Raw genomic sequence first — 20,723 nt, forward strand, 5'->3', positions numbered from 1 at the left:
TGCGCAGGATGGTTGAGCTGGCTGAGGAGAAGGGTTGGACGTATGACGAGACGTCGGACGGCCATCCTCGTCTCAGCCCGCCCGCTGGACTTGCTGATCCCTACAAGGACGGGCGGCCCGCAGCTCCCGTGATCTTTGGGAAGACGCCATCGGACCGTCGGGGCGACAAGAACGCCGCTTCGCACCTACGGCGCCTCGGAGTCGAGATTCCGCACAAGGGCCACACTCAGGGGAAGGAGAACCGATGATCGAGTTCACTGTCGAAGCGACCGTTCCGGCGGTAGCGGATGATGAGTGGTCAGACCTTCTTCGTGTCCTTGACCTTGTCCCGGGGACTCTCCTCCTGCAGGACGCGGAGGAACCGACTCTGATCTTCCCGGTGACGGCTGATAGCCCGACCAAGGCGATGTTGTTCGTCGACGGCATCTCCAAGCTCGTTGGCCTCACCCTCGAGTCGGTCCTTGTCAGGCCGACACCGGACGAGGACTTCGATCTTGATGACTACGACGACCTGGCAGGCGAGGAAACCGCTGCCGAACAGGCCGTTCAGGAGTGGGTGGACTCCGTTCCCGCGTTCGACCGGAGAGTTACTGAGGACGGCGTGATCGAGCGCGTCTGAGGTTGGAGCGCACACTTTCGTCTGATACAGCTCAGCCCTGGACTTCCCACTCGGAAGTCCAGGGCTGAGCAGGCTGGTTTCCTTGCCACGCCCGGCCGATGGCCCGTGCCCGCCTTCCCAGAAGATGCGGTACCGAGTCGAATGTCGCCGGCTCTGCAGCCCGGCTCTATTTCTCCGTGACGTGCTCGACCGTCGTCACGGTGCCCGTCACGAGCGCGTACGCCTGCGCCAACGTCCGGATCCCTCCGACGTTCAGCCGATCGATCTCTGCAGTGGCGTCCTTGATCGCCAGCAGCAGAGCGTCCTTGACTTCGTCCTCGTTTGCCATGGCGGCGGACACTAGCGGGTGACAGCGACGACACCGTCTGTAAAGGTCCGGGTCTGCCCCCGCTCCCCCGCAGTGTGCAGGGACAGACCCGTCGACCAACGGGGCCGTGAGATCCGGCGGCACCCCGCTGTCTCGCTCAACGAGCCGCATTCGACCCGGACACGCCCTTCACTCGAACGTAGGGCTCGGACATGAGCCACAGCGGGATGAGCCGGTCGATCTCCTCGTCGGTCATCAGCGGGTCAGCCTGGGCGGAAGCGCGGATGGCGTCGGCCGCTTCCTTACCGAGCTGGGCGACGGCCTCGTCGTAGATGCTCATGTTTCGGTCGTTCCAACGGCCAAGATCGATCTTGGCAGAGGCGTGAACAGCGGGAGCAGGATCTTCAGCTGCTCCTCGGTCGGCGGCGGCGCGTTGTCGACTCTGGCTTGGATACGAGCCACCGCCTCGGGTCCGAGGAGCTCACAGGCCTCTTCGTACGTCATGCCGGATCCAACGATCGGGAACTGTCGGTGGTCCGTGGCAAGGTGCCCGGCGTGATGGCCTACCTCGTGGACGGGCACCGACGCACCGAGTGCGTCGAGCTCGATCCGAACCCGGACGACACCCCGCCGACCCTCATCGACATGCACAACACGAGCAACGGGTAACGGCTCGATCGCACAAAGCGACGAGAACGAGATGGAAGCGAACCAGGCCCACGAGTTGCTCGCCCGTCCACCGGGTTTCTCTCAACCGGACAGCAACGTCGACAACTGGCGTGTGTGCTCGGTATGCGGGTCGCTGGTTCAGGAAACCGGAAAGCACCGCCGCTGGCACGAGGCTGTCGGCCAGCTGCTTCCCGTCGGCAAGCGCCCGCCAGAGCAGCCCGGAAGGACCTCGAATGTCTGGTGAATCCTGTCCGACCTGTGGCGCTGAGCTAACTCGGCTGTCCACCGAGAGCACTGGCCCGTGGTGGAGGTGCGTCGACGACAGCGAGCACGAGTTCGTGCGCGGACCGGATGGGCGCTACATCCCGCTGCCCCGGCAGTAGCTCGCCCCGCCTCGACGAGCCTGGTCCGGGTCTGCCCCTGCTTCCCCCCGCATTGTGCAGGGGCAGACCCGTCGACCAACGGGGGCGTGAGATCGGCGGCACCCGCTACCGGACCCAACGAGCCGCAGCCGCCCTGGACACGGATACCACCCGAACGTGTCACCTGCGGGAGACCCTCTCACCGCGCCACCCGCTGCGGACAGGCCTACCGTCCCCGGCGTGAGCTCCACCGGCATGCACGTCCCGGACAGGCATCTCCGCGCGGACCTGCACATGGGCGCCGATCACTCGGTCATCACCGTCGTCGGGGAACTCGACAGCTCCAGCGTGGAAAAGTTCCGGGACGCGGTCCGCCGAGCGCTGATCGGTGGCACCAGGATCCTCGTGGTTGACCTCGGGCCGATCACGTTCCTCGGCTCTGCCGGCCTGGCTGCGCTGATGTGGACCGACAAGATCGGCCGCCGTGTCGACACGTCGGTGCGGTTCGTGTGCCCGCCGGAGAACCGACTGGTGTCCCGCCCGATCGAGCTCACCGGGCTCGCCGCCTATCTTGCTCTGTTCCCTACCCAAGTCGACGCGGCCCAGTGGCGGCTTCCACACGACGGCCAGGTGTAGGAATCTTCGGGCTGGGCAGCCAGCCTGTGGGGACCCCAGGGTCCAGCAGTGCGGCCTCACGGTCCCCTGACGCAGCCCCGATCCCGCCCCCCGTGATCGGGGCTGCGTACCCCCAAACGGCGGCTACCGGAAGATTCCCAGCGCCGCGACTGTGCGCATCCGGCGGGCGACCGCGTCCGCGGTGTTCTCGTCCGGGCGTGCGATGACGTCGCCGAAGTTGACCTGCACCGACCGCTGCAGTCCGGTCACGTCCTTGCGCAGTGCCCGGACCTCGGCGACCAGCGGGCCGAAGTTCCCGCCCGAAGACTGGACTGCGGACAGGGTCACGGCGCGGGCGAGCTCGCGGCCGGCGAACCCTCCGTCCGCGTACGCCCGCGCCACCGTGTAGCCCATCCGCCGGGCGGTCTCCTCAAAGATCTGCCGGGACCTGCTCGAGGCGTTGATCGGGATGTAGGCCTCGTCGTCGCGCAGCCGATCCCCGACGACCCGCCAGGTGTTGGGCGGGACGATCTTGGCCAGACCGCCCTGCATGGAGCGGAGCTTGCGCCCGGCGTAGGCGTAGCCGCCCCCGGCGAACTGGGCGATCCCGCCCGCGGCCATCGGGGACACGATCCCGCCCATGGCCTGCGGGGTATTGGGCCGGCCGGTGCCACCAGCACGGCCATCCGCGTGGGTCTGAGTCACAACGTCGATGTAGGCGGTGCGCCTGCGGGCGGCCTCGTTGATGGCGGCTTCCGCGGCCGCCGTGGCCGCGTCCACCTTGATGATCGCGGTTCTGCCGTTGCCGTAGTCCACGACGGCGTTGATCGTCCCGTCGGCGTTGACCCTGTTCCCGTTGAGCGTGATCGTCGCGATCTGCTTGTTTCCGTAGGTCACGGTGCCGTCGATGGCGCCGTGTGCCGGGTCGGGCTTCGCATCCAGGGTGATCTTCGCGACCTGGCCGTTGCCGTAGTCCAGGGTGCCCTGGATCTTCCCGTTCGCCGGCTTCTGGTCGGCGTCGACCTTCACCGTCGCCGTCGAGGTGGACGCCACCTGGATGAAGGAGTTCAGCGCGTCCCTCGCCGCCTGGTCGTGCGCGACGATCTCGAACGACCCGTTGGGAAGCTGCTTGATCTCGAAACCCATCGACTGCAGCTTCGAGCGGGCCTCGTCGGTCAGGGCGTCGACCACCACCGACTTCCCCGGCGGCAGGTTGGCCACCATGGTGTTGACCTGGAACAGGTCGGTCAGGGTCTCATCGGCGTTGGTCTTGATCTGGAACTCGGTGACCGCCGGGATGAGGCCGGCGGCGTCCGCGAGCTCCCTCGCCTTCGCTGCGCTCAGACCGGCATCGGTGGCCGCCTTGATGAACTGGGCCCGCATTTGCTCCATGGCCGCGGTGCCCTTGGCGACCGCGCCCTCGATGCTGCCCATCTGCAAGGCGTTCTTGCCGATGTCGAGCGCAGAGCGCTGCGCGGACGCGCCGAGCTTGTCGAGCTGGTCACGGGCCGAGGCGAGCAGCGGACCGCCCCTCGCGATGCCCTCGAAAACGCCGCCCTCAGTGATCAGCTTCATCGACGCGGCGAAGATGTCCGCGGCCTGCTGGGTGGCGAGCAGCTCCTCCTTGCTCTTGGTCAGCATCGCGTTGGTCTGGACGAGCTGGTCGACGATGGCCTTGTTCGCCGCCGCCGCGTCCTTGAGCTTGCCGCCGTAGATGTCGAGCATCGCCGCCGCCTCGGGGCCGACGTCGCGGGCGTACTTCGCGATCGCCGCGTTGACCTTGTCCTGCGATGCGGCGTTGCCCAGGCTGTAGCCGTTGAGATCATCGAGTGTGATCCCGTAGTCCTTCAGGTTCGCCAAAAGGATCTTCGTGTTGTCGTTCTGCTCCACGAGCGACCGGTTCCCACGAGTCACGGAGTCCGTGACGAGCCGCTGCGACTCGGTCTGCCCAGTGAGGGCGTCCACGTACAGCTTCGTGCTCACGCCGAGGTCGTTGACCGTCTTGGCTCGGCCGGACTCGACCTCCTTCGCGGCGATGTTCTGCCGGGTGTTGTCGGTGATCGCCCCGGTCGTCTCGTTCAGGGTGCCCTTGAGCTCCTGCTGACGGGCCACCAGCGCCGCGGCGTCGGCCTCGGTCCGGCGGTGCGCGTCAGCGAGGAAGCCAAGGGCGGTGACACCCGCAGTGATCGCGAGGCCCCAGGGACCGCCGAGGGCCCCGATCAGGCCGCCGAGGCCGGTCTTCACCAGGCTGCCGGACGCGGCGGCCACACCACCGATCCCGCCCGTGAGGCGGGTGAACGCGCCGATGGAGCCGTCCGCGGCCTGCCCGGAGGCCAGGATGCGGTCCCGCACCGTGGTGAACGAGTCCGCGGCCTTCGCGATCGTCGCCGACTTCTCCGAGAACACCTGCACCGCCGCGCCCGCGGTGGAGATCGAGGTGCCCGAACCCTCCGCCGCCGACTTCACCCGCGCCATGGCGTCGGTGAAGCCCTGGGCTCGTTGCTGGGCGACCGCGTAGTAGGAGCCCAGCTTCGACACCGACTCACCCGACGCCGACGCCAGCTGCGCCTGCAGCTTCGCTTGCTCGTTGAACCGGATCAGCCCGTCCGGCTTGAGCGCGTCGATGGCGCGGACCAGCTTCGAGCTCGACGTGGCCGCACCCTCCAGCCCCGTCCCCGCGCCCACCGCGGCGGCACGCATCCCGTCGAGCCCGGTCGGGATCGCGGTCGTCTTCGCCCGCAGGTTGTCCAGGTACGAGCCGGCCAGCTTGAACGCCGCGAACGCCGCCGCAGCCGCCTGCACCGGCGTCGGGAGCCCCGCGAACAGCGACAACAGCCCACCGACGAGTGACCCGATCGGGCCCAGGACCCGGGTCAGGACCTCGACCCCGTTCGCCAGGACGGTCACGGTGCCGGTGAAGATCGACGTCGCCCCGTTGCCGCGCTCGAAGCTCGCGAACAGATCCGACAGGCCCTTGCGCACCGGCTCGGCCGCAACACCCAAGTTCACCAGAACCTTGCGCCCGGCCTCCAGGACCCGCTCCAGGCCACCCGCGTCGATGCCCTTCCCGGCCAGCAGGTCCGACACGTTCTGCAGCCCGTCCGCGCCACCACGCGCCAGGTCCGCGAGCGGCCCCTTGATCAGGTCGTAGATGGACAGGGCGACGTCCTCGGCGGAGCCCTGCAGCTCATCCATCGCCCCCGACAGGCCCTGCGAGTTCGCCGCAGCCGCCTTCGACGCAGCACCCTGCTGCCGCACCGCCTCCCCGAGATCCCGGAACTGCCCGACCCCCTGGGTGGCCAGCACGTTCGCCGCGGCCATGCCCTCGTTGCCGAACGCGACCGCCGCCGCCGTAGCGAACTCCTGATCAGTCATCCGACCCTTGGCCGCGGTCAGCTGCGAAGTGATCGCCTCCAGGCCCCGGAACTTCCCGGTCTGGTCGAACGCCGAGATCCCCAGCTCGTTGAGCGCCTTCTTCGCCGGCCCACTCGGCGCCGCGATCGACGCCAGCACGCCTCGCAGCGCGGTGCCGGCTTCCGAGCCTTTGATGCCCGCGGTGGACAGCAGCGCCAGGGCGGTGGTCGTGTCCTCCAGGCTGATCTTCAAACCGGCCGTGACCGGGCCGACGTACTTCAAGGACTCCCCGAGATCACGAACATCCGTGGTGCTCGCGTTCGCCGCAGCGGCGAACACGTCGGTGACCCGGGTCGCATCGGCCGCAGACAGCCCGTAGGTGGACAGCGTGTTCGCCAGCAGTGACGCGGCCTCGCCACCCTCGAGCATCCCCGCCCGCGACAGCACGATCGCGTCCCGCGCGACCCGCATCGAGTCATTGACGCTCAGGCCGGCCTTCGCCAGCTCCTCGATCGCCGACGCGGCCTGCGACGAGCTCGTGCCCGCCAGCGACGCATCCGTGCCCAGCTCCCGGGCCCGCGCGGACACCTTCGCCATCTCGGCCGCGGACGCCCCGCTGGTCGCCTGGATCCGCGACAGGGTCGAGTCGAACTCGTTGCCGACCTTGACCACCGCGGCGATCCCGGCACCGGCACCGAGCAGGCCGACCCCGAGCGCCGCGGCGATCGCTTTGCCTGCCGAACTGGCGATCCCGGCCGAGGACCGCAGTCCGCCCTCAAGCTTCGCAGGGAACGTCCGGAGATCCGGGTCCACCAGGATCTCAATTTTACCCCCGGGGATGGGGACCACCTCCACGCATGAAATGGGTCGCGAGAGGAGGGCTTCACTCTCGGATGTCGACCCGCATCGCGCGGGGGTAAAAGGGCGTCGCGCCCCGAAGTCCAACTAGCCGGGAATCGCTCCCGACTTCACTGCAATCATGGTCCCACAGAACAACCGCGGAACCTATCTTCACCTGCGGTTATGCCGGGTCCGGGTCGAACGCCGCCTGCTGCCGGGCCGGGTCCGCGAAATACGGTCGCCGCGACGGGAACGTCTCGAACATCTGTTGCCTCGTGGCGCCCACCCGATCAGCCCACTCCCGGGCCGCGGCCCAGTACCGGCGGCGCACCTTCTCGTAGACAGCCAAGTCGAACCCGGCCTGCAGATCGGGGACCTCATCCGGGCGTAGCCACAGCTCCACCACCGGGCCAGCCGCCAGCTCCTCCGGCACCCCGACCTCGTCCACGTCAACGACCGGAGGCCTACGACGCCGCATCACAAGCCACCCCCTCCGCCTCACGGATCAGCCGGCACGCTGCCCACCACGACAAACCCTGCGAGGCCGCCCACCGCTCCCGAGCACGACGCAGGTTCTGCCGGGCGGCGACCTGCATCGCCACCACCTCCGCCTCCTCCACCGTGCCCCCCATCGGCGTGTGGTTGGACCCGTACCGCTCCCGCCCGAGACGACGCGCCTGGTCCCGCTCGGCCGCCGTCAACCACCCCTCGATCAGGCCCCGCCCACAGCCCGGCCACAGCAGCTCCACCGGGACTTCCGGCCCGTCCAGGCGGACCGGCGGACGTCTACGCATGACGCCGCCCACCCGACGGCCGGTCGTGCTTCTCCCGCTCCATCGCCCACCGGGTGTTCGCCGCCTTCCGCGCCGTGGCCGTCGCCGGGCTTTCCACCGCTGCCTGCCCGTCCTCATCCGGGAACGACAACTGCGACATCAACCGGCCCAGCAGCTGCCTACCCGTGTGCAGCGCCGCCACCGCCGGATGCGCCACCACCTGCCCAGTGCTACCCGTCGAGACCACTCCGTCTTTGGCCAGCTGCTCCTCGAGCGCCGCCAGCAGATCGAGCTGGCGGGCGATCTCCACCAGCAACTCCAGCTCGTGAGCCCCCACCTCGAACGACGACGCCGTCCGAGACCAGAACTTCGAACCCCGCGGGCCCAGGCCAGCAGGCTCCGGATACGACTCAGTCATGTTGATCTCCAAATTTGAACGCAGGGCAGTGCTCGACCGGGAGCGTTCCTTGCTCACGGCGACGCAGCGCGACCCGGGGGGAGGGCACACCCCCCGGGGAGCCGGGCTGGTCGGCGTCGAGGTCCGAATCGAGTCGACTTCGATCTTCATTGTTCGATTCGTTTCGATCATTGTTGCGTTGTTGTGTCTTCGCTGTATTGCTTGTTCGTTCGAGGACTATGTGTCGACGATCGTCTTGACCTGTGACTTCGTCGAAGACTCAGACGTTGTGAGCTGTCGATGTGTTCACTTCGGATTCCGAATCTATCGTGAGGTTCGTCGTCTTCGTTGTGTCGTCGATCAGCTATGTCACCGAGGGTTCGACGTTGATGTTGGTCAAGGTCTGAGTTGTGCTGTCGACGTCGTTGTCCATCGGTGACTGTCGAGCTCGGGCGTCCGGGTTGGGTGTCGGCCGGACCTGGTGTCAGGTCGGCGGTGGTCAGGTGGTCGACGACGGGGGGAGCGGCGATGGCGTTGCGGTAACGCTCAACCATCGCCACTCACCTATCTGTCCTGATCGTTGAGGGTCGTGACCTGTGCGAGCTGCAGGTCAGGCAGCGTCGTCGGGCAGGTCCGCGGACTCGGTGCTGTTCGTGCTGGTCGGTCGCTGTCGTGTCGATCGGAACAGTCGTCGACCGTCGGTGATGGTGGGTCGGCGGGCGGGTCGCGTGCTGGTGTCCTCGGCAGTCGGGGTCGGGTCGGGTCGTGGGTTGGAGGCGAGGGCGTCCTTCGCGGACCGGTCCCCTGCTGCGGCCCGCTTCATCAGCCGGCCTCGGTCCGTTCCGCTGGTCTCGAGGTCGCCCGTGTCGGCCCGGCCACCGTCGGGGTGGGCGAGGCGGTAGGCCTTCCGCCCGTCGTTGACGCCGCTCACTGGTCGACCCGCTTGGACCAGGTCCCCGGCTCGATGTCCGCCCCGATAGTGACCGACCTCATGGTGGAGTTGCCGCCCTGGCGTTCCCGAACTTCAGCCTGGCTGTCGCGCTGCCTTGCCTCATCGGCGGCCACCCGGGCGAGCTGCTCCGACTCGCGGACTTCGGGGTCCTCGAACAGGTGCGGTCCCATCCTGTGTGCCACCCACCGCGGCGGTCGGGTGCCGGCGAACATCAGACCTTGCAGCGATCGCCAGTCCCGCTCAGAACTGAGGGCCAGCCCGGTGTTGCCGACGCCGCCGATGCGGTCGGCGAGAGCGCCGTACTGGGACCTGCTCAGACCGACGTTCGCGGTCAACGGGGCCGGCCTGGCGCGGGGCCCATCGTCGGCGCCGGGGTGCTCGCCGGTGATGCCCTGGATCTGCTCTTCGAGATCGTCGATGGCCGCGAGTGCGAGGCCGGCGGTGTCGCGGCTGTTCTCCCAGGCCAGCTGGGCGACCTTGTGGGCGCCGTCGGCCTTGGCGAAGTTCAGCTGCGCTTGCGCCCAGGCTTCGGGGCCCACGTTGGGACGGACGTCGGAGCGGGCATCCAGGTACGCAGCCCATGTTTCGTCGCGTGCCTTGAGCGCCTCAGCCTCGGCGGCCAGGGCGGTCTCCGCGGTGACCCACGCGTCCTCGAGGTCGGCGAGCAGTCCGGCGTGGCGCACCACGGCGAGCTCGGATCGGATGGCGTCCTCGCGGTTCTCCGCTCGCATGACGCCGGCCGGATCCGCGTCTGCCCGAGCCCGGGCGATCTCGGCTGGGATGCCGGCGAGCTCGGCTTCGAGGTCGACGATGCGGGCCCTGGGGTCGGTGGGGTCGGTGGTCTTGGGCATGAGGGCTTCTCCTTCGGTGGTGGTGACGGTGGTCAGGGTCAGGGCTGTGATTCGTCGAGCAGCCACTGTCGCGCCTCGTCCGCGGCGTATCGGGTGCTCAGCTCCAGCTCGCGCTTGTGCCAGACCTTGAGCCCGACCAGTCCCTCGGCGATGTCGTTGAGCTCGTGGAGCGGGGAGTCGAGCCGGACGAGCTGGACGACCCTGTCGCCGGCCATCGCGTACACACCGGCGCTGGTGGACAGCAGGATCGGCCCGTCGGGGACGAAGAGGCGCTGAGCACTCTGGATGCTGCGCAGCTCATGATCGGTGGGGAGGTTGTCTTCGATGCGAAGCCTCTCGTCCGAGACCTCTGTATCGCTGCAGTTGAGGGGCGTAAGCCGCGGACTGAAATGGTCGGGCAGCCACGGCTCGGCGACATCCTGACCGAGAGCTCCGATGAGGTGCCCGCGAGCAGCGGACCCTCGACCGGGAGCCGGGCTGAGGTAGATGTGCCAGGTGCCCAGGCCGAGAGCTTCGGCGGCGCGCATGGCGGCCAAGGCGGCCTCGCGGGGGTCGGTCATCGGGTTCCTTTCGTGGTGACGATTCGGCGTCCGCCGAGTACGAATCCGGTGAGGCTGCGGCCGAGGTCTTGGTCGAGCGCTGCCCGGCAGCGGGCCAGCACTGGGCAGCGGCGGCACCGGTTGGCGGCGCGAGCGTGACGGACCTGGACTGCTGCCTCAGGCTCGCGGGCCTCCGCCGGGTCGTAGTCGGTGGGCTCCGCACGGCACAGACCGCCCCGAAGATCAGGGTCGGCGAGCAGCGCGGACAGGGCCTCGTTGAGCGGCACGATCGGTGGGGTCTTCACGCTGCTCCGCCCGGCCGGAGGGCGCGCACGTTAGCCGGCTGCGGGCCGGTGGAGATCCTGCGCTCGAACACGTCGTCCGCGTCGATGCGCGCGTTGGCGACGATCTCGAAGACGATGTCGCCCTCGCACAGGGACAGCTGGAAAACGTGGCCGGCCAGCCACGGCTCGTCGAGCTCGGTGAGGGCCCGGCGGATGGCGTCTCGGACAGGTGCGATGTTCTCGAACAGCACGGTCAGTTCTCCTTGGTGGCGGTAGCGAAGACGGCGCGGTGCTCCGTGAGGCGCTTCTCGATGAGCTCCTGGTTCGCCGCCCGGACATCGGCCTCGGTGACGGACTCGTGGTAGAAGCCCAGAAGATCCCCGAGGATGTCTTGCTCGTAGATGAGGCCGCTGGGGTCGACCACAGCGAGCTGAACCTGGCTGTCTAGCCAAGCGGAGTCCTCGTCGCGCTGATCCCGGACGGGATGGGTGCGGTAGAGCCTCTGGGACACCAACAGGACGGTGCGGTCACAGTCCAGCCGGCCATCGGTAGTCAGGGTCCAGGCGGCCAGGTGGGGCATCGGCGTGGCCGACACGGTGAACCATTCGGTTCCGGGCGAGCTAGTCATGGTCGGCTCCATTGGGCAGGTCAGGGGGTGTGGCGGTCGATGACATCGGCGATGGCCTTCGCGATCAGGGCGTCGCCGTGCTCGGTGAGCCACTGGCGGACGGCGTTCTCGACTGCGAGCTCGATGCAGTCCCCGACGGTGACGGGATGCTGCTCGAGCCAGAAGTCGACGGCATCGCGTACTCCGAGGCGCACATTGGCCGGGGTGATCTTGCGGTCGGGCATGGTGTCTCCGCTTCGTGTGGGCCCGGCGGGGGGAGCGTCGGCCGGGAGCACTAGCGACAGTGGGGGCAGCGGCCGGCGCTGTCGAGCCGACCGGGTAGCCCGCACAGCGAGCACTTGGATTGGACAGGTGCGAGGAGGGGTGCAGAACGCGCCGCAGTTGCCGCGTTTGCCGCATGATCTTCGTTTTCGCAGGTCAGAGATGGTTCGTCGAGCGCGGCAAAGTGTGCGGCAAAGTCGAGGGCGTCCTCTTCGTTTGCCGCACCCGCGGCGACGGGTTCGGTTTGCCGCACCGTTGCCGCACCGTTTGCCGCACCCGGCACATCGGGTTTGACCTGCGAAAACAGGTCCGAGTGCGGCGTTGCGGCAAACGCGGCGCCGTTTGCCCCTCTCCTCTCATCCTCACTCTCAGCGGGCGGCGGGACGATCTGCCAGCGCAGCTGCTTGGCCCGAGACGACGACCGATCCAGCTCGGTGACCTCCCAGCCGAGGCTGCGCAGCGTCGGGGCGTTGCGTCGCATCTGACCGCTCAGTCCGCGAGCCGACTTCGGCCAGCCCTCCGGCGCCTTCCACTTCTCTGCGTCCGGGCGGATCGCGGCGAGCAGCTCGGCCGCGGTACCGGTGAACGGCTCCTTGATGGCCTCCACCAGAGCCACCAGCGTGGGGTCGCTGGCGGCCGCGTCCTGGGCCAGCTCGGTGCGCAGGTTCAGGTAGGTGTCCAGGCCGCTGGTGCCGAGTACCTGATCCACCGCCGCCACGATCTTCGCGAAGTCCGCCATCCGTGGTTTCGAGGCGAGCTTCACCTCTGGCAGCGCAGCGAGCACGTCCACGGTGAGGTCGAGGATCGCGCCGAGGATCAGCGGCCAGGACTTCTCCCACTCTGCGGCCATCTCCGCGTCGTCGCGGCGGGCGGTGTCGGGGATCCGCTCGAGCATCAGGTGCACGGTGCGGTCGGCAAGGTCCCCACGCAGTGCGCCCACGTCGATGCCGTTGATGATCGGCACCCGCCTAAACGACATGACGTGCAGGTCCCCGTCGGTGTAGAGCCGTCGCCGCACGTCACCGTCGCCGGTGCACCACCTGCAGATCGCGTCCGAGAGCCAGTCCGGGATCGTGGAGAGGTTGTCCAGGGCGGGCATCCACGAGCCGGCCGCCGCGGTCGTCGCGGTGTCCGCGTCCCTCGGGGCCTTGCGCAGCTGCGCCGGGCTCGGGTCGATCAGCCCGGACAGCCGCCGCGTCGCGGTGCTCTTCCCGGTGCCCTGCTCCCCGGTCAACAGCGTGGCCGGATGCGGGATATTCGGCTCCAGCGCAGCGACCAGGACCGCGGCAAGCAGCGGCCGGTACTTGTCCGCCACGTTGATCCCGGCCCACAGCTTGCCGAGGTCTCCCCCACGCTGCGGGCGTGGGATCTCACCGGTCAACGCGGTCCGCCGGAAAAGAACCGGTGGGGTCTCCACGACCTTCCAGCCGGCCGCGTCCACCACCACCGCGGCCCCGGTCGCGTCCCCCAGGTCTAGGACGAGGACGTCGTGGCGGCGCGCGACCCGCAGGTACAGCTCGGTCGGGTCGAGGCGCTGCGCCTTGCCTTCCAGGACCATGCACGCGTCGCTCAGCGCGGCCTGGGAGGCGGTGGACCCGGTGGCGTCGAAGTACTGGTCGGCGAGCTCTGCGCGCAGTGACTGTCGTCCGCCCCGCAGGAGGCGCACGATCTTCGGCCCCTCGATCGGGAGCGCGAACGGCTCACCGTCGGGGGTCACGCCGAACGAGTAGCCCTCCTTCGCCAGCTCCACCAGCTTCGTCGCCGCGGACTTCTTGGCCGTCTTCTCCGAGTCCGCGGTCTCCTCCCCGCCCGCGTCGGAGTGGACATTCCCGTCCTCGTCCGCATAGGCCTCCGGGTCGCCCTCTGGGGCGCCATAGTCGATCAAGACGCTGCCGCCCTCACCGCTTCGCGCTCGGCAGCCTGACGGCCCCAATCCCGCCTGCGCTTGAGCTCGGCATAGGACGGCTCTGTCGCAGTCCAGCTCCAGTTGTGCGCGGCGGACACGCTGTCGGAGATCTCCGACATGGTGGCGCGGTGCCGGCCGACCGGATCGGAGACGAGCCACGCCAGGGCCAGGGTGAGCAGACTCGCGATCTTGACGTCGTCCGGGGCGCGGCACCAGGCATCCAAGGTCATCGGGACGAGCTCGCCGTACTTGTCCCGGGTGGCGTTGATGATCGGGGTGGCCACCTTGTGGGCCACCACGATCCGCTCAGAGGGGTCGATCAACACGGGGATCGGGTTCACGCTGCTCCACCGATCCGCTGGGCGGGCAGGACTCGAACCTTGTACTCGGTCCCGCAGGAACCGGTCCGGGTCTCCCCGTCCACCGAGGCAACCCGCATGCCGCGGTGGAAGTGAGCGTGACCGCAGCCGGGACAACGACGGACCAAAATCGCGCCAAGACGACGGCGGCCGGCGGGCCCGAAGTACTCGCCGACTGCGACCGGAATCAAGCTCGACGCGGTATCCTTCGGGCATACCTGCTTCTTGGTGGGGTGGGGACTGTTGGGGACGGGGCTGGCGCTGGCGGCGCTGGCCCCGTTGTCGTTCCGGGGGATCATGCTGCTGGCTTCTTCCTCTTCGGCAACGGAGCCGGTCGCAGCAGCGCGGCGATCCGGTTCCTTTGGGCTTCGGTGAGGCGCGGAGCGCCGGCAACCACCGCCTTGACGGCTGCGGACCAGTCCGGGCTGATCACGCTGCTGGGGCGCTCCCCCGAGTTGGCTGCCGGCGGAGCCACTCGAGGACCTCGCTGGGTAGGTACCGGGCGTGCACGCCGATCACCCGGTACGGCGGGCCGTTCGCCTTGCCCGCCCACTTGACTAGGGCGGCCTCGGAGACTCCGAGGAACTCCGCAGTTTCCCGTCGGTTCCATGGGCGCTCGATCACCCTTCCTCCTTGAGTTACAAGCTTCATGGGTAACTCGCGGAGTGACCGTACCACGGCATGGCGTTGGAATGGGTAGCCCATGACGTGGGTATGCCACGGATGCAATGATGGGCGGCGTGGCAGAGCAACAGCTGGGGACCAGCTCCCAGGTCGTCCCCGTTGGTCCGGGGCTGGTCATTGGCCAGCCTCTGGCAGAAGCGTTCAAGGACGTGGCGGGATACGACGTGACGGTGCACGTCGCGCCTCAGGAAGGCCGGCTAGTCGCGTCCAGACTGGTCGTCGACCAACGGGCCGGCGGGCCGCCAGTAACTCTCGACGGGATCCGTCACATACCCGTGGGAGCGCTGGTACGTGCGGTCGGCGCCAACAACCTGCAGGAGGTCGAAGGCCGGGCAGGTGGTTATGAGACCGTGAGCCCCAATCTCTCGGAGGCCGAGGTCGCGGAGCTGGTCGCGCAGGGGCCGACCGACCAGACGCTGCGGACGGTCGCGTACCTCTACCGCTACGCGCTGGCGGTGGGGGACCCGCCGGTTAAGGTCGTAGAGCAGACCATGAAGCTGAGCCGGTCTAAGACGGGGCGCTGGATCGCACTCTGCCGAGAAAAGGGCTACCTGAACCCCTCCGAGGGCGCGGGCAAAGCAGCGGGCTAGTCGACCTTCCAGTCGATCAGCACGTACTTGGGATCAAAATAGCTGCCATCCGGGCGACGTCCGCGCGGCGCGGGTTGCACGGTGACCGTCATGAGCGCGTCGAGGATCGCTCGCTTCCGTGCGAGGTCGTCCAGCTCATCCCAGGCGGACTGCACATCGACTGCGTCTGCGACGCCGACGAGCGGGTTGCGGTGACCAGCGACAGCGAGCTCGTTCTCTAGCCCGGTGAGCCGCTCACGCAGGCGCTTAGTTGCCGAGCGGAACGAGACCACGTCCATCTCGTCGTCCTCGGCAAACTCCTGTCCGACCTGTTCGAGGCGACGGCGGATTCGGTCCGCCTCCGCGTGCAGTTCGGTGGTATCGGCCTCAACGTCGAGACTGCGGATCAGGTCCCGAGCGTCGTCCTGCTTGAGCCGCTCGACGATCACGGCGCTGACGTACGCGTCGAGAGTCGTAGCCACGCGGGAAACGTGACGGCTGGCGCCCGCTTCCCGCTTTCGACACATGTACGAAGGGTGACGCTTCTGGCCGGAGGTCCCAACGGTCAACGGTCCGCCGCAGCCCTCGATCCCGCACCTGTAAAGACCACTTCCGAGCCATCGGGCGTAGTTGCCGGGTGAGGTCCGTCGAGCCGGGTTCTTCAAGATCTGCACCACCGTTCTCCACTGCTCCTCCGGCACTAACGCCGGCCACTGTCCGGGGCCGACGATCTTGCCGCGGTGGGATACCAAGCCCGCGTTGCGCGGCCGCGTCAGCATGTCGCGGGCCGCACCTGGCGTCCACGGCAGCTTGCCCTTGGTCGTGATGAACCCACCTTCATTGAGGGCAATGACGACGCTGCGGAGGCTTCCCCCCGAAAGGATCGTCTCAGTGGCGCGCACGATCGCAGCGGCCTCATCGGGGACGAGCTCAACTCCTCCGGCCTGATAGCCGAAGGGACGGGTGCCTCCGCCCCACTTGCCTTCCTCGGCCATCTGGATTCGAGCGCGGCGTACACGCTCAGCCTTGTGCTCGGACTCGAAGCGTGCGACGGCGCCGAGCTGCCTGGCGACCATGCGCCCGCTGGGGGTGGCAAGGTCGAGCACGCCGGCCTGCACGGTGTGGGTGACGACGCCGAGCGGGTCGCAGATGGCGATGTACTGCTCCAGCTCGGCCGGGCTTCTATGTAGACGATCCGTATGCCAGACAAGTACTCCGGTGGCCAAGCCTCGTTCAAGATCGGCGAGGAGCTGGCGGTATCCGGGTCGAGGCTTCCCGGAGTACGCGGAGAGATCATTGTCGGTGCGCTCGGCCGCAATTTGCCAGTCGAGTCGTGCGGCCAGCTCGCGGCAGTCCGCTAGTTGACGGTCTACGCCGAGGCCACCGCCGGTGCGGTCGCGGCTGATGCGGGCGTAAACGATGGCCTTGCGTGGCATGGCCCTAAGTGTGCCATAGTGTGGGTTACGGGTTGCCGGAGCCCGTCGCCCCGACGCACAGCCCATGCGGGCCGCTGCCGCCGCGCGCGGACTCCTTGAGGTCCAACAGGATCGGCCGGCCCTCGCCGTCGACACCGAGCGGGACGCGCATCCGCTCGGCCGGCGAGCGACGGCCCCGGCGCAGGGCCTCCACGTCCCCCGGCCCGCTCCCCCGCAGCCCGAGCAGCTCGGGAAGTCTTTGTGCCGCAACGACCCGCGCCGACGGGTCCGCCTCACCACCGGCGGGCCGGTAGCGCGCGAGCCGGCGGGCCAGGGCGAGCGCCTCGGCCTCGGCGAGCACGTCCGGACGGCCGACCGGGCCGGGCTCGCCGAGCCGCAGCCGCAGCCGCACCACCGACGGCGTCTCCCGGCGCCCGGCCGGGGCACCGACGCGAAGCACCGTCACCCCCTCCGCCGCCGCCCACGCACCGGGGCCGTCGACCGGTCCGTCGACCACGACGAGCAGGTGCCGCGGCCCGGGATCGGCACTCCACCAGCGGCGCACGTCGTCCCGGTCCGTGGTGAGCATCCGCACCGGCCCGAGCGCGTCGCGCTCGACGGCGTGGGCGTTGTGCGGCAACCACTTCACCCAGTCCCAGCGCGCGACGTCGCCGAGCACCGCGATCCGCGCGTCCCCCGGCCCGTGCCACAGGGCGAAGCTCGCGACGACCGCCCGGGCTACGCCCCGCGCCCGCTCGTCCGGACCGTCGAGCCACACGGCCGAGGACGCCCGCAGGTCGACCGCCACGGGCAGGTCCGACACCACGGAGTGGCGGCCGAGGAAGCGGCGCAGCGCCTGCGCCGTCACGGGTTCGACGCCGTCGGCCGGGCCGGTGCGGGGCGGCACGAGGCGCGCCGCCAGCCGGTGCGTGCCGAGCCCCACCCGGACGCAGGCGAAGTCCTCGTCGGCCGGGTCACGCTCCCACAACCGGCCTGCCGCGAGCACCTCCGGCCACGCGTCCGGCGGCGGATGGACCGTCTCGAGCGCCTCGCGCTGGGCGGCGGCGACGCGGCGGGCCCGCGTGCGCAGGGTGGCGAGGTAGCGCAGGTAGTCCCGCCGGTCCTCGTCGACGGTCGTGGTCCGCTCGACACCGCGGCCGGAGCCACCGCCCATCAGCATCCCGACGGACGACAGCGCGAACATCCCCCCGAACACCCAGGACGCGGGCTGGTGCACGCCCATCACGCCGATCATCCCGAGCGAGCCGAGGAGCATCGCGACCGGCATCGCGCGGGTGAGCAGGTTCGCCGGCACCGGCCGGTCCGGCTCCGGCGGCGCCTCGACGTGGATCTCGCCGTGGGGCACCGCCGGCACCCGGCGGCGGCGCCGGCGCACCCCGACCGTCGCACCGCCCACAGTGGACCTCCGATTCCGCGCGACTTCTCCGAAACCGCCCCACGGCGGTGGGGTCGCGACCGATACTCGCAACACGACCGGCCGCCGTGGGGCAGTTTCGGGAAACTCGTGGACGGAGGATCCGGGTGAGCGGTGGTGACGGGGTCGGTGCTGCCGGGCCGGACGCCTTCCGGCGGGTGACGGTGCTGGCGCCGCGTTCGCGGGTCGACGTGGCCCTGCCCGCCGACCTGCCGGTCGCCGAGCTCACGCCGCTGGTCCTGGAGCTGGTGGGCGAACCGGGCTCCCGCGCCGTTCCCGTGCCCTGGCGGCTGGCGGGCGCGGCCGGGGCACCGTTGCCAGCGGGCCGCACGCTCGCCGACCTCGGCGTGCTCGACGGCGAGCTGCTCCGCCTCGGCCGCGCCGCGCCCGCGCCGCCGCCGCCGCAGTTCGCCGACGTGCCGGACGCCCTGGCCGCCGAGGTCGCCCGCCGGGTCCGCCGCCCCGACGACGGCGCCCTCGCCGTCGCGGTCGCGCTGGCGGTCACCGCGCTGTCGGTGCTGCTCGCCGGCCTCCGCGGTGTCTCCCTGATGGTGACGGCCGGGGCCGTCGTCGCGGGGATCGGCGCGGCTGCCGCGGCGATCCTGGTGGCGCACAGCAGCTCTCGTGCTCTCCACGGCGGGCCGCCCGGCGCCGCACCCGCCGGATCGACGTCCGGTGCACCGGGCGCACGATCGCCGCGGATCCGCTCCACCGCGGCCGCGCTCGCCGCCCTCCCCCCGGCCGCCGCGGCGGGCTGGCTCCTTGCACCCGTCGGCGCCGGTCCGGGTGCCGCGGCGCTCGGCGCGGCCCTGTTCGCCGCCCTCGCGGCGGCGATCGCGCAGGCGGTCCTCCGGGTGGTCGCCCCCGCCCTCCTCGGCCTACTTCTCGTCAGCGTGACAACAGCGGTCGGGACCGTGTCCCTGCTGCTCACGGGCACGTCGCCGGCCCGGATCGGGGCCGGCTGCGCTGCCGCCGCGATCCTGGCGGGCCCGCTCCTGCCGCGCCTCGCGCTCCGGATGGCCGGCGTGCCCGGGCCGTCGGAGCCGACGCCACCGCTTGCGCCCGGGTGGGAACCGGCCGGTCTCGCCCGCGGGCACCTCGCCGGCCTGGTGCTCGGTACGGCGACCGTGGCGGCGGGTGGCGCCGTGCTGGCCGCGACCGGGCCCGCGCCGTGGGGGGCGACCCTGGCGGCGGTGCTCACCGTGGTCCTGGTGCTGCGAGCGCGCTCGTTCGCGGAGCCGCTGCCGGCCCGGTCCTTGCAGGTGGCGGCGCTCGCCACGGGGATCGGGGCGATCGCCGCCGCGGCCCCCGCGCCGGCGCCGCGGCTGCTGCTCGTCTGCGGCGCGTTCCTGGTCGTCGCCCTCGCCGCGCGCCTCTCCGACCGGACCCTCACGCCGGTCGCCCGCCGTGCCGTCGACCTGGCCGAGCTCGCCCTGACCGCCCTCGCCGTCCCGCTCGCCGTCGCCGCGCTGGACCTGTTCGCGCTGGTCCGCGGCTCGTGACGCTCCCCGCGGCGGTCCTCGCCCTGCTCCTCGCCGTGGCTCCGCCGGCGACCGACGGGCTCAGGCAGGTGACGGCCTGCGTCGGGCCGGGCGGTGCGGCCACCGGACCCGAGGGCACGCTGCCGCTCGACGCCGTCCACGCGCTCGCCGACGGCACCGGCGTACGCGTCGCGGTGATCGACACCGGGGTCGCGCCGAACCCCCGCCTGGCCCACCTGACCGGCGGCGGGGACTACCTGACCGGCGGCGACGGCCTCGACGACTGCGACGGCCACGGCACCGCCGTGGCGGGCCTGCTCGCCGCGACACCGGGCGACGACGGGTTCGCCGGACTCGCACCAGGGGTCGAGATCGTGGCGATCCGGCAGGCCAGCCCCTCGTTCACGGTGCCGGCGCCCGGCGGCGGGACCCGGCCGGCAGGCGACACCGCGACCCTCGCCCGGGCCGTGGACCACGCGGTGGCACTCCGGGCCTCCGTGGTGACGATCAGCGAGGCCGTCTGTCTGGACGCCGACCGCGCCGCACCCGTGGGCCGGCCCCTGCGCGAGGCACTGCAGCGGGCTGCCGCGGCGGACGTGCTGGTGGTGGCCGCGGCAGGCAACGTCGGCTCGGGCGGTTGTACGGGCGACGCAGGCCAGGTCCCCCTCCCCGCGGGAGCGGGAGCCGACGCCCCGGGCGTGCTCGCCGGTACCGTCGGCGGTCCGGCAGGGCAGCCGCGAACCCCCGGGGCCGCTCCGCGGACGCAGCCCGCCCAGGCCTCCCTTCCCGGAGCCGGCGCCGGCACACGGAGCGGAGCCGATCGTGCCGCGCTCGCCGACGGCGTGCTGGCGGTCGGCGCGGTCACCCCCACCGACACCCCCGCCCCGTTCACGGTCCGCGGCCCCTGGGTCGATCTCGCCGCCCCCGGCACCGGGCTGCGCTCCCTCGCGCCCGGCCGAGGCCTGACCGGACCCGACCTCCAGGGCACGAGCATGGCGGTGCCGATCGTGGCGGGCACCGCCGCCCTTGTCCGGCAACGGTTCCCGGGCCTGAGCGCCGCCGAGGTCGCCGATCGCCTGGTCGCGACGGCCCGCCGCGCCCCGGGCGGGTGGACGGACGCTGTGGGCGCCGGCATCGTCGACCCGCTGGCGGCGCTCACCGCGCTCGCCCCCCGAGCGGCCCAGGAACCGCGGCCCGCACGGATCACGGCCGGTACCCCGGCCACCGCGCCCCTCCCGGGCTGGCTCCTCCCGGCGGCCCTGGCCGTCGTCGTGGCGTTGCTCGCCGCCCTCCCCACGGTCGGCCGCCGCCTCCGCCCCTGAGCATCCGACCCGGGCGGCCGCGCACCGGACATCGGTGGCAGGCCGGTTCGCACGACCGGGACGTGCGTTTCGGACGACCGACAGTGCCGACCCGCGGAGGG

Annotated in this window: 23 protein-coding genes; 5 read left to right on the top strand and 18 right to left on the bottom strand. The window is 70.6% G+C overall.

Translation table 11 applies throughout. From position 1 onward, the window contains the following. Positions 1 to 244: 244 nt before the first annotated feature. Positions 245 to 619: a hypothetical protein gene (locus ABD324_RS34390; RefSeq protein WP_344427077.1), complete on the top strand. Its 375-nt coding sequence runs from the start codon at positions 245 to 247 to the stop codon at positions 617 to 619. A 166-nt stretch (positions 620 to 785) separates the two neighbouring features. Here the strand turns inward: ABD324_RS34390 and ABD324_RS34395 are convergent, their stop codons facing one another. The 3 genes from ABD324_RS34395 to ABD324_RS34405 all read right to left on the bottom strand — a co-directional run bounded on the left by ABD324_RS34395 (position 786) and on the right by ABD324_RS34405 (position 1,430). Then, a complete protein-coding gene (locus tag ABD324_RS34395) occupies positions 786 to 947 on the bottom strand; it encodes a hypothetical protein (RefSeq protein ID WP_344427080.1) in 162 nt (53 codons plus the stop codon). Positions 948 to 1,083: 136 nt separating this feature from the next. Beyond that, entirely contained in the window at positions 1,084 to 1,266 is a 183-nt protein-coding gene (locus tag ABD324_RS34400; RefSeq protein WP_344427083.1) for a hypothetical protein, read from the bottom strand. Beyond that, positions 1,263 to 1,430: a hypothetical protein gene (locus ABD324_RS34405; RefSeq protein ID WP_344427086.1), complete on the bottom strand. Its 168-nt coding sequence runs from the start codon at positions 1,428 to 1,430 to the stop codon at positions 1,263 to 1,265. The genes ABD324_RS34400 and ABD324_RS34405 overlap by 4 nt, the downstream gene beginning before the upstream one ends. A gap of 767 nt (positions 1,431 to 2,197) precedes the next feature. Between ABD324_RS34405 and ABD324_RS34410 the strand changes: the two genes are divergently transcribed. After that, the gene (locus ABD324_RS34410) at positions 2,198 to 2,593 is read left to right on the top strand and encodes an STAS domain-containing protein (RefSeq protein WP_344427089.1); all 396 of its coding nucleotides are present in this window, start codon (positions 2,198 to 2,200) and stop codon (positions 2,591 to 2,593) included. A 123-nt stretch (positions 2,594 to 2,716) separates the two neighbouring features. On the opposite strand, the gene ABD324_RS34415 is transcribed toward ABD324_RS34410, so the two are convergent. The 13 genes from ABD324_RS34415 to ABD324_RS37445 form a co-directional block, all read right to left on the bottom strand. Then, positions 2,717 to 6,781 carry a phage tail tape measure protein gene (locus tag ABD324_RS34415; RefSeq protein ID WP_344427091.1) on the bottom strand — a complete coding sequence of 1,355 codons (4,065 nt, stop codon included), beginning with the start codon at positions 6,779 to 6,781 and terminating at the stop codon, positions 2,717 to 2,719. Positions 6,782 to 6,947: 166 nt separating this feature from the next. Next, positions 6,948 to 7,214, bottom strand: coding sequence for a hypothetical protein (locus ABD324_RS34420; protein ID WP_344427094.1), 267 nt, complete (start codon positions 7,212 to 7,214; stop codon positions 6,948 to 6,950). Positions 7,215 to 7,230: 16 nt separating this feature from the next. Further along, positions 7,231 to 7,560 (bottom strand): hypothetical protein, encoded by a 330-nt coding sequence (locus tag ABD324_RS34425; RefSeq protein WP_344427097.1) that lies wholly within the window; start codon positions 7,558 to 7,560, stop codon positions 7,231 to 7,233. Next, entirely contained in the window at positions 7,553 to 8,014 is a 462-nt protein-coding gene (locus ABD324_RS34430; RefSeq protein WP_344427100.1) for a hypothetical protein, read from the bottom strand. Before ABD324_RS34430 ends, ABD324_RS34425 begins: the two co-directional genes overlap by 8 nt. An 849-nt stretch (positions 8,015 to 8,863) precedes the next feature. After that, positions 8,864 to 9,739: a hypothetical protein gene (locus ABD324_RS34435; RefSeq protein WP_344427103.1), complete on the bottom strand. Its 876-nt coding sequence runs from the start codon at positions 9,737 to 9,739 to the stop codon at positions 8,864 to 8,866. 38 nt (positions 9,740 to 9,777) lie between these two features. Then, the gene (locus tag ABD324_RS34440; RefSeq protein WP_344427105.1) at positions 9,778 to 10,299 is read right to left on the bottom strand and encodes a hypothetical protein; all 522 of its coding nucleotides are present in this window, start codon (positions 10,297 to 10,299) and stop codon (positions 9,778 to 9,780) included. Continuing rightward, the gene (locus ABD324_RS34445; protein WP_344427108.1) at positions 10,296 to 10,583 is read right to left on the bottom strand and encodes a hypothetical protein; all 288 of its coding nucleotides are present in this window, start codon (positions 10,581 to 10,583) and stop codon (positions 10,296 to 10,298) included. The genes ABD324_RS34440 and ABD324_RS34445 overlap by 4 nt, the downstream gene beginning before the upstream one ends. After that, a complete protein-coding gene (locus tag ABD324_RS34450) occupies positions 10,580 to 10,813 on the bottom strand; it encodes a hypothetical protein (protein ID WP_344427111.1) in 234 nt (77 codons plus the stop codon). Before ABD324_RS34450 ends, ABD324_RS34445 begins: the two co-directional genes overlap by 4 nt. A 2-nt stretch (positions 10,814 to 10,815) precedes the next feature. Then, on the bottom strand, positions 10,816 to 11,190 hold the full coding sequence (locus tag ABD324_RS34455; protein WP_344427114.1) for a hypothetical protein: 375 nt from the start codon (positions 11,188 to 11,190) through the stop codon (positions 10,816 to 10,818). Positions 11,191 to 11,210: 20 nt separating this feature from the next. Further along, positions 11,211 to 11,414, bottom strand: a complete 204-nt coding sequence (locus ABD324_RS34460) for a hypothetical protein (protein WP_344427117.1) — start codon at positions 11,412 to 11,414, stop codon at positions 11,211 to 11,213. Between the two features lie 50 nt (positions 11,415 to 11,464). Then, positions 11,465 to 13,336 (bottom strand): hypothetical protein, encoded by a 1,872-nt coding sequence (locus ABD324_RS34465; RefSeq protein ID WP_344427120.1) that lies wholly within the window; start codon positions 13,334 to 13,336, stop codon positions 11,465 to 11,467. Then, positions 13,333 to 13,698, bottom strand: coding sequence for a hypothetical protein (locus ABD324_RS34470; RefSeq protein WP_344427123.1), 366 nt, complete (start codon positions 13,696 to 13,698; stop codon positions 13,333 to 13,335). Before ABD324_RS34470 ends, ABD324_RS34465 begins: the two co-directional genes overlap by 4 nt. A gap of 447 nt (positions 13,699 to 14,145) precedes the next feature. Next, entirely contained in the window at positions 14,146 to 14,421 is a 276-nt protein-coding gene (locus ABD324_RS37445) for a helix-turn-helix transcriptional regulator (protein WP_425565965.1), read from the bottom strand. 35 nt (positions 14,422 to 14,456) lie between these two features. Between ABD324_RS37445 and ABD324_RS34475 the strand changes: the two genes are divergently transcribed. Next, positions 14,457 to 14,990: a hypothetical protein gene (locus ABD324_RS34475; RefSeq protein ID WP_344427126.1), complete on the top strand. Its 534-nt coding sequence runs from the start codon at positions 14,457 to 14,459 to the stop codon at positions 14,988 to 14,990. Here ABD324_RS34475 and ABD324_RS34480 read toward each other — a convergent pair. After that, on the bottom strand, positions 14,987 to 16,405 hold the full coding sequence (locus ABD324_RS34480) for a recombinase family protein (protein ID WP_344427129.1): 1,419 nt from the start codon (positions 16,403 to 16,405) through the stop codon (positions 14,987 to 14,989). The genes ABD324_RS34475 and ABD324_RS34480 overlap by 4 nt on opposite strands. Before the next feature lie 25 nt (positions 16,406 to 16,430). Continuing rightward, a complete protein-coding gene (locus tag ABD324_RS34485) occupies positions 16,431 to 17,801 on the bottom strand; it encodes a hypothetical protein (protein WP_344427132.1) in 1,371 nt (456 codons plus the stop codon). 125 nt (positions 17,802 to 17,926) lie between these two features. Here ABD324_RS34485 and eccD point away from each other — a divergent pair, with 125 nt between their 5' ends. After that, the gene (gene eccD, locus ABD324_RS34490) at positions 17,927 to 19,321 is read left to right on the top strand and encodes a type VII secretion integral membrane protein EccD (protein ID WP_344427134.1); all 1,395 of its coding nucleotides are present in this window, start codon (positions 17,927 to 17,929) and stop codon (positions 19,319 to 19,321) included. Next, positions 19,318 to 20,622 (top strand): type VII secretion-associated serine protease mycosin, encoded by a 1,305-nt coding sequence (mycP, locus tag ABD324_RS34495; protein WP_344427136.1) that lies wholly within the window; start codon positions 19,318 to 19,320, stop codon positions 20,620 to 20,622. Before eccD ends, mycP begins: the two co-directional genes overlap by 4 nt. Positions 20,623 to 20,723 lie beyond the last annotated feature (101 nt).

The sequence above is a fragment of the Pseudonocardia ailaonensis genome, from assembly GCF_039531635.1.
In the GTDB taxonomy this organism is placed as follows: domain Bacteria; phylum Actinomycetota; class Actinomycetes; order Mycobacteriales; family Pseudonocardiaceae; genus Pseudonocardia; species Pseudonocardia ailaonensis.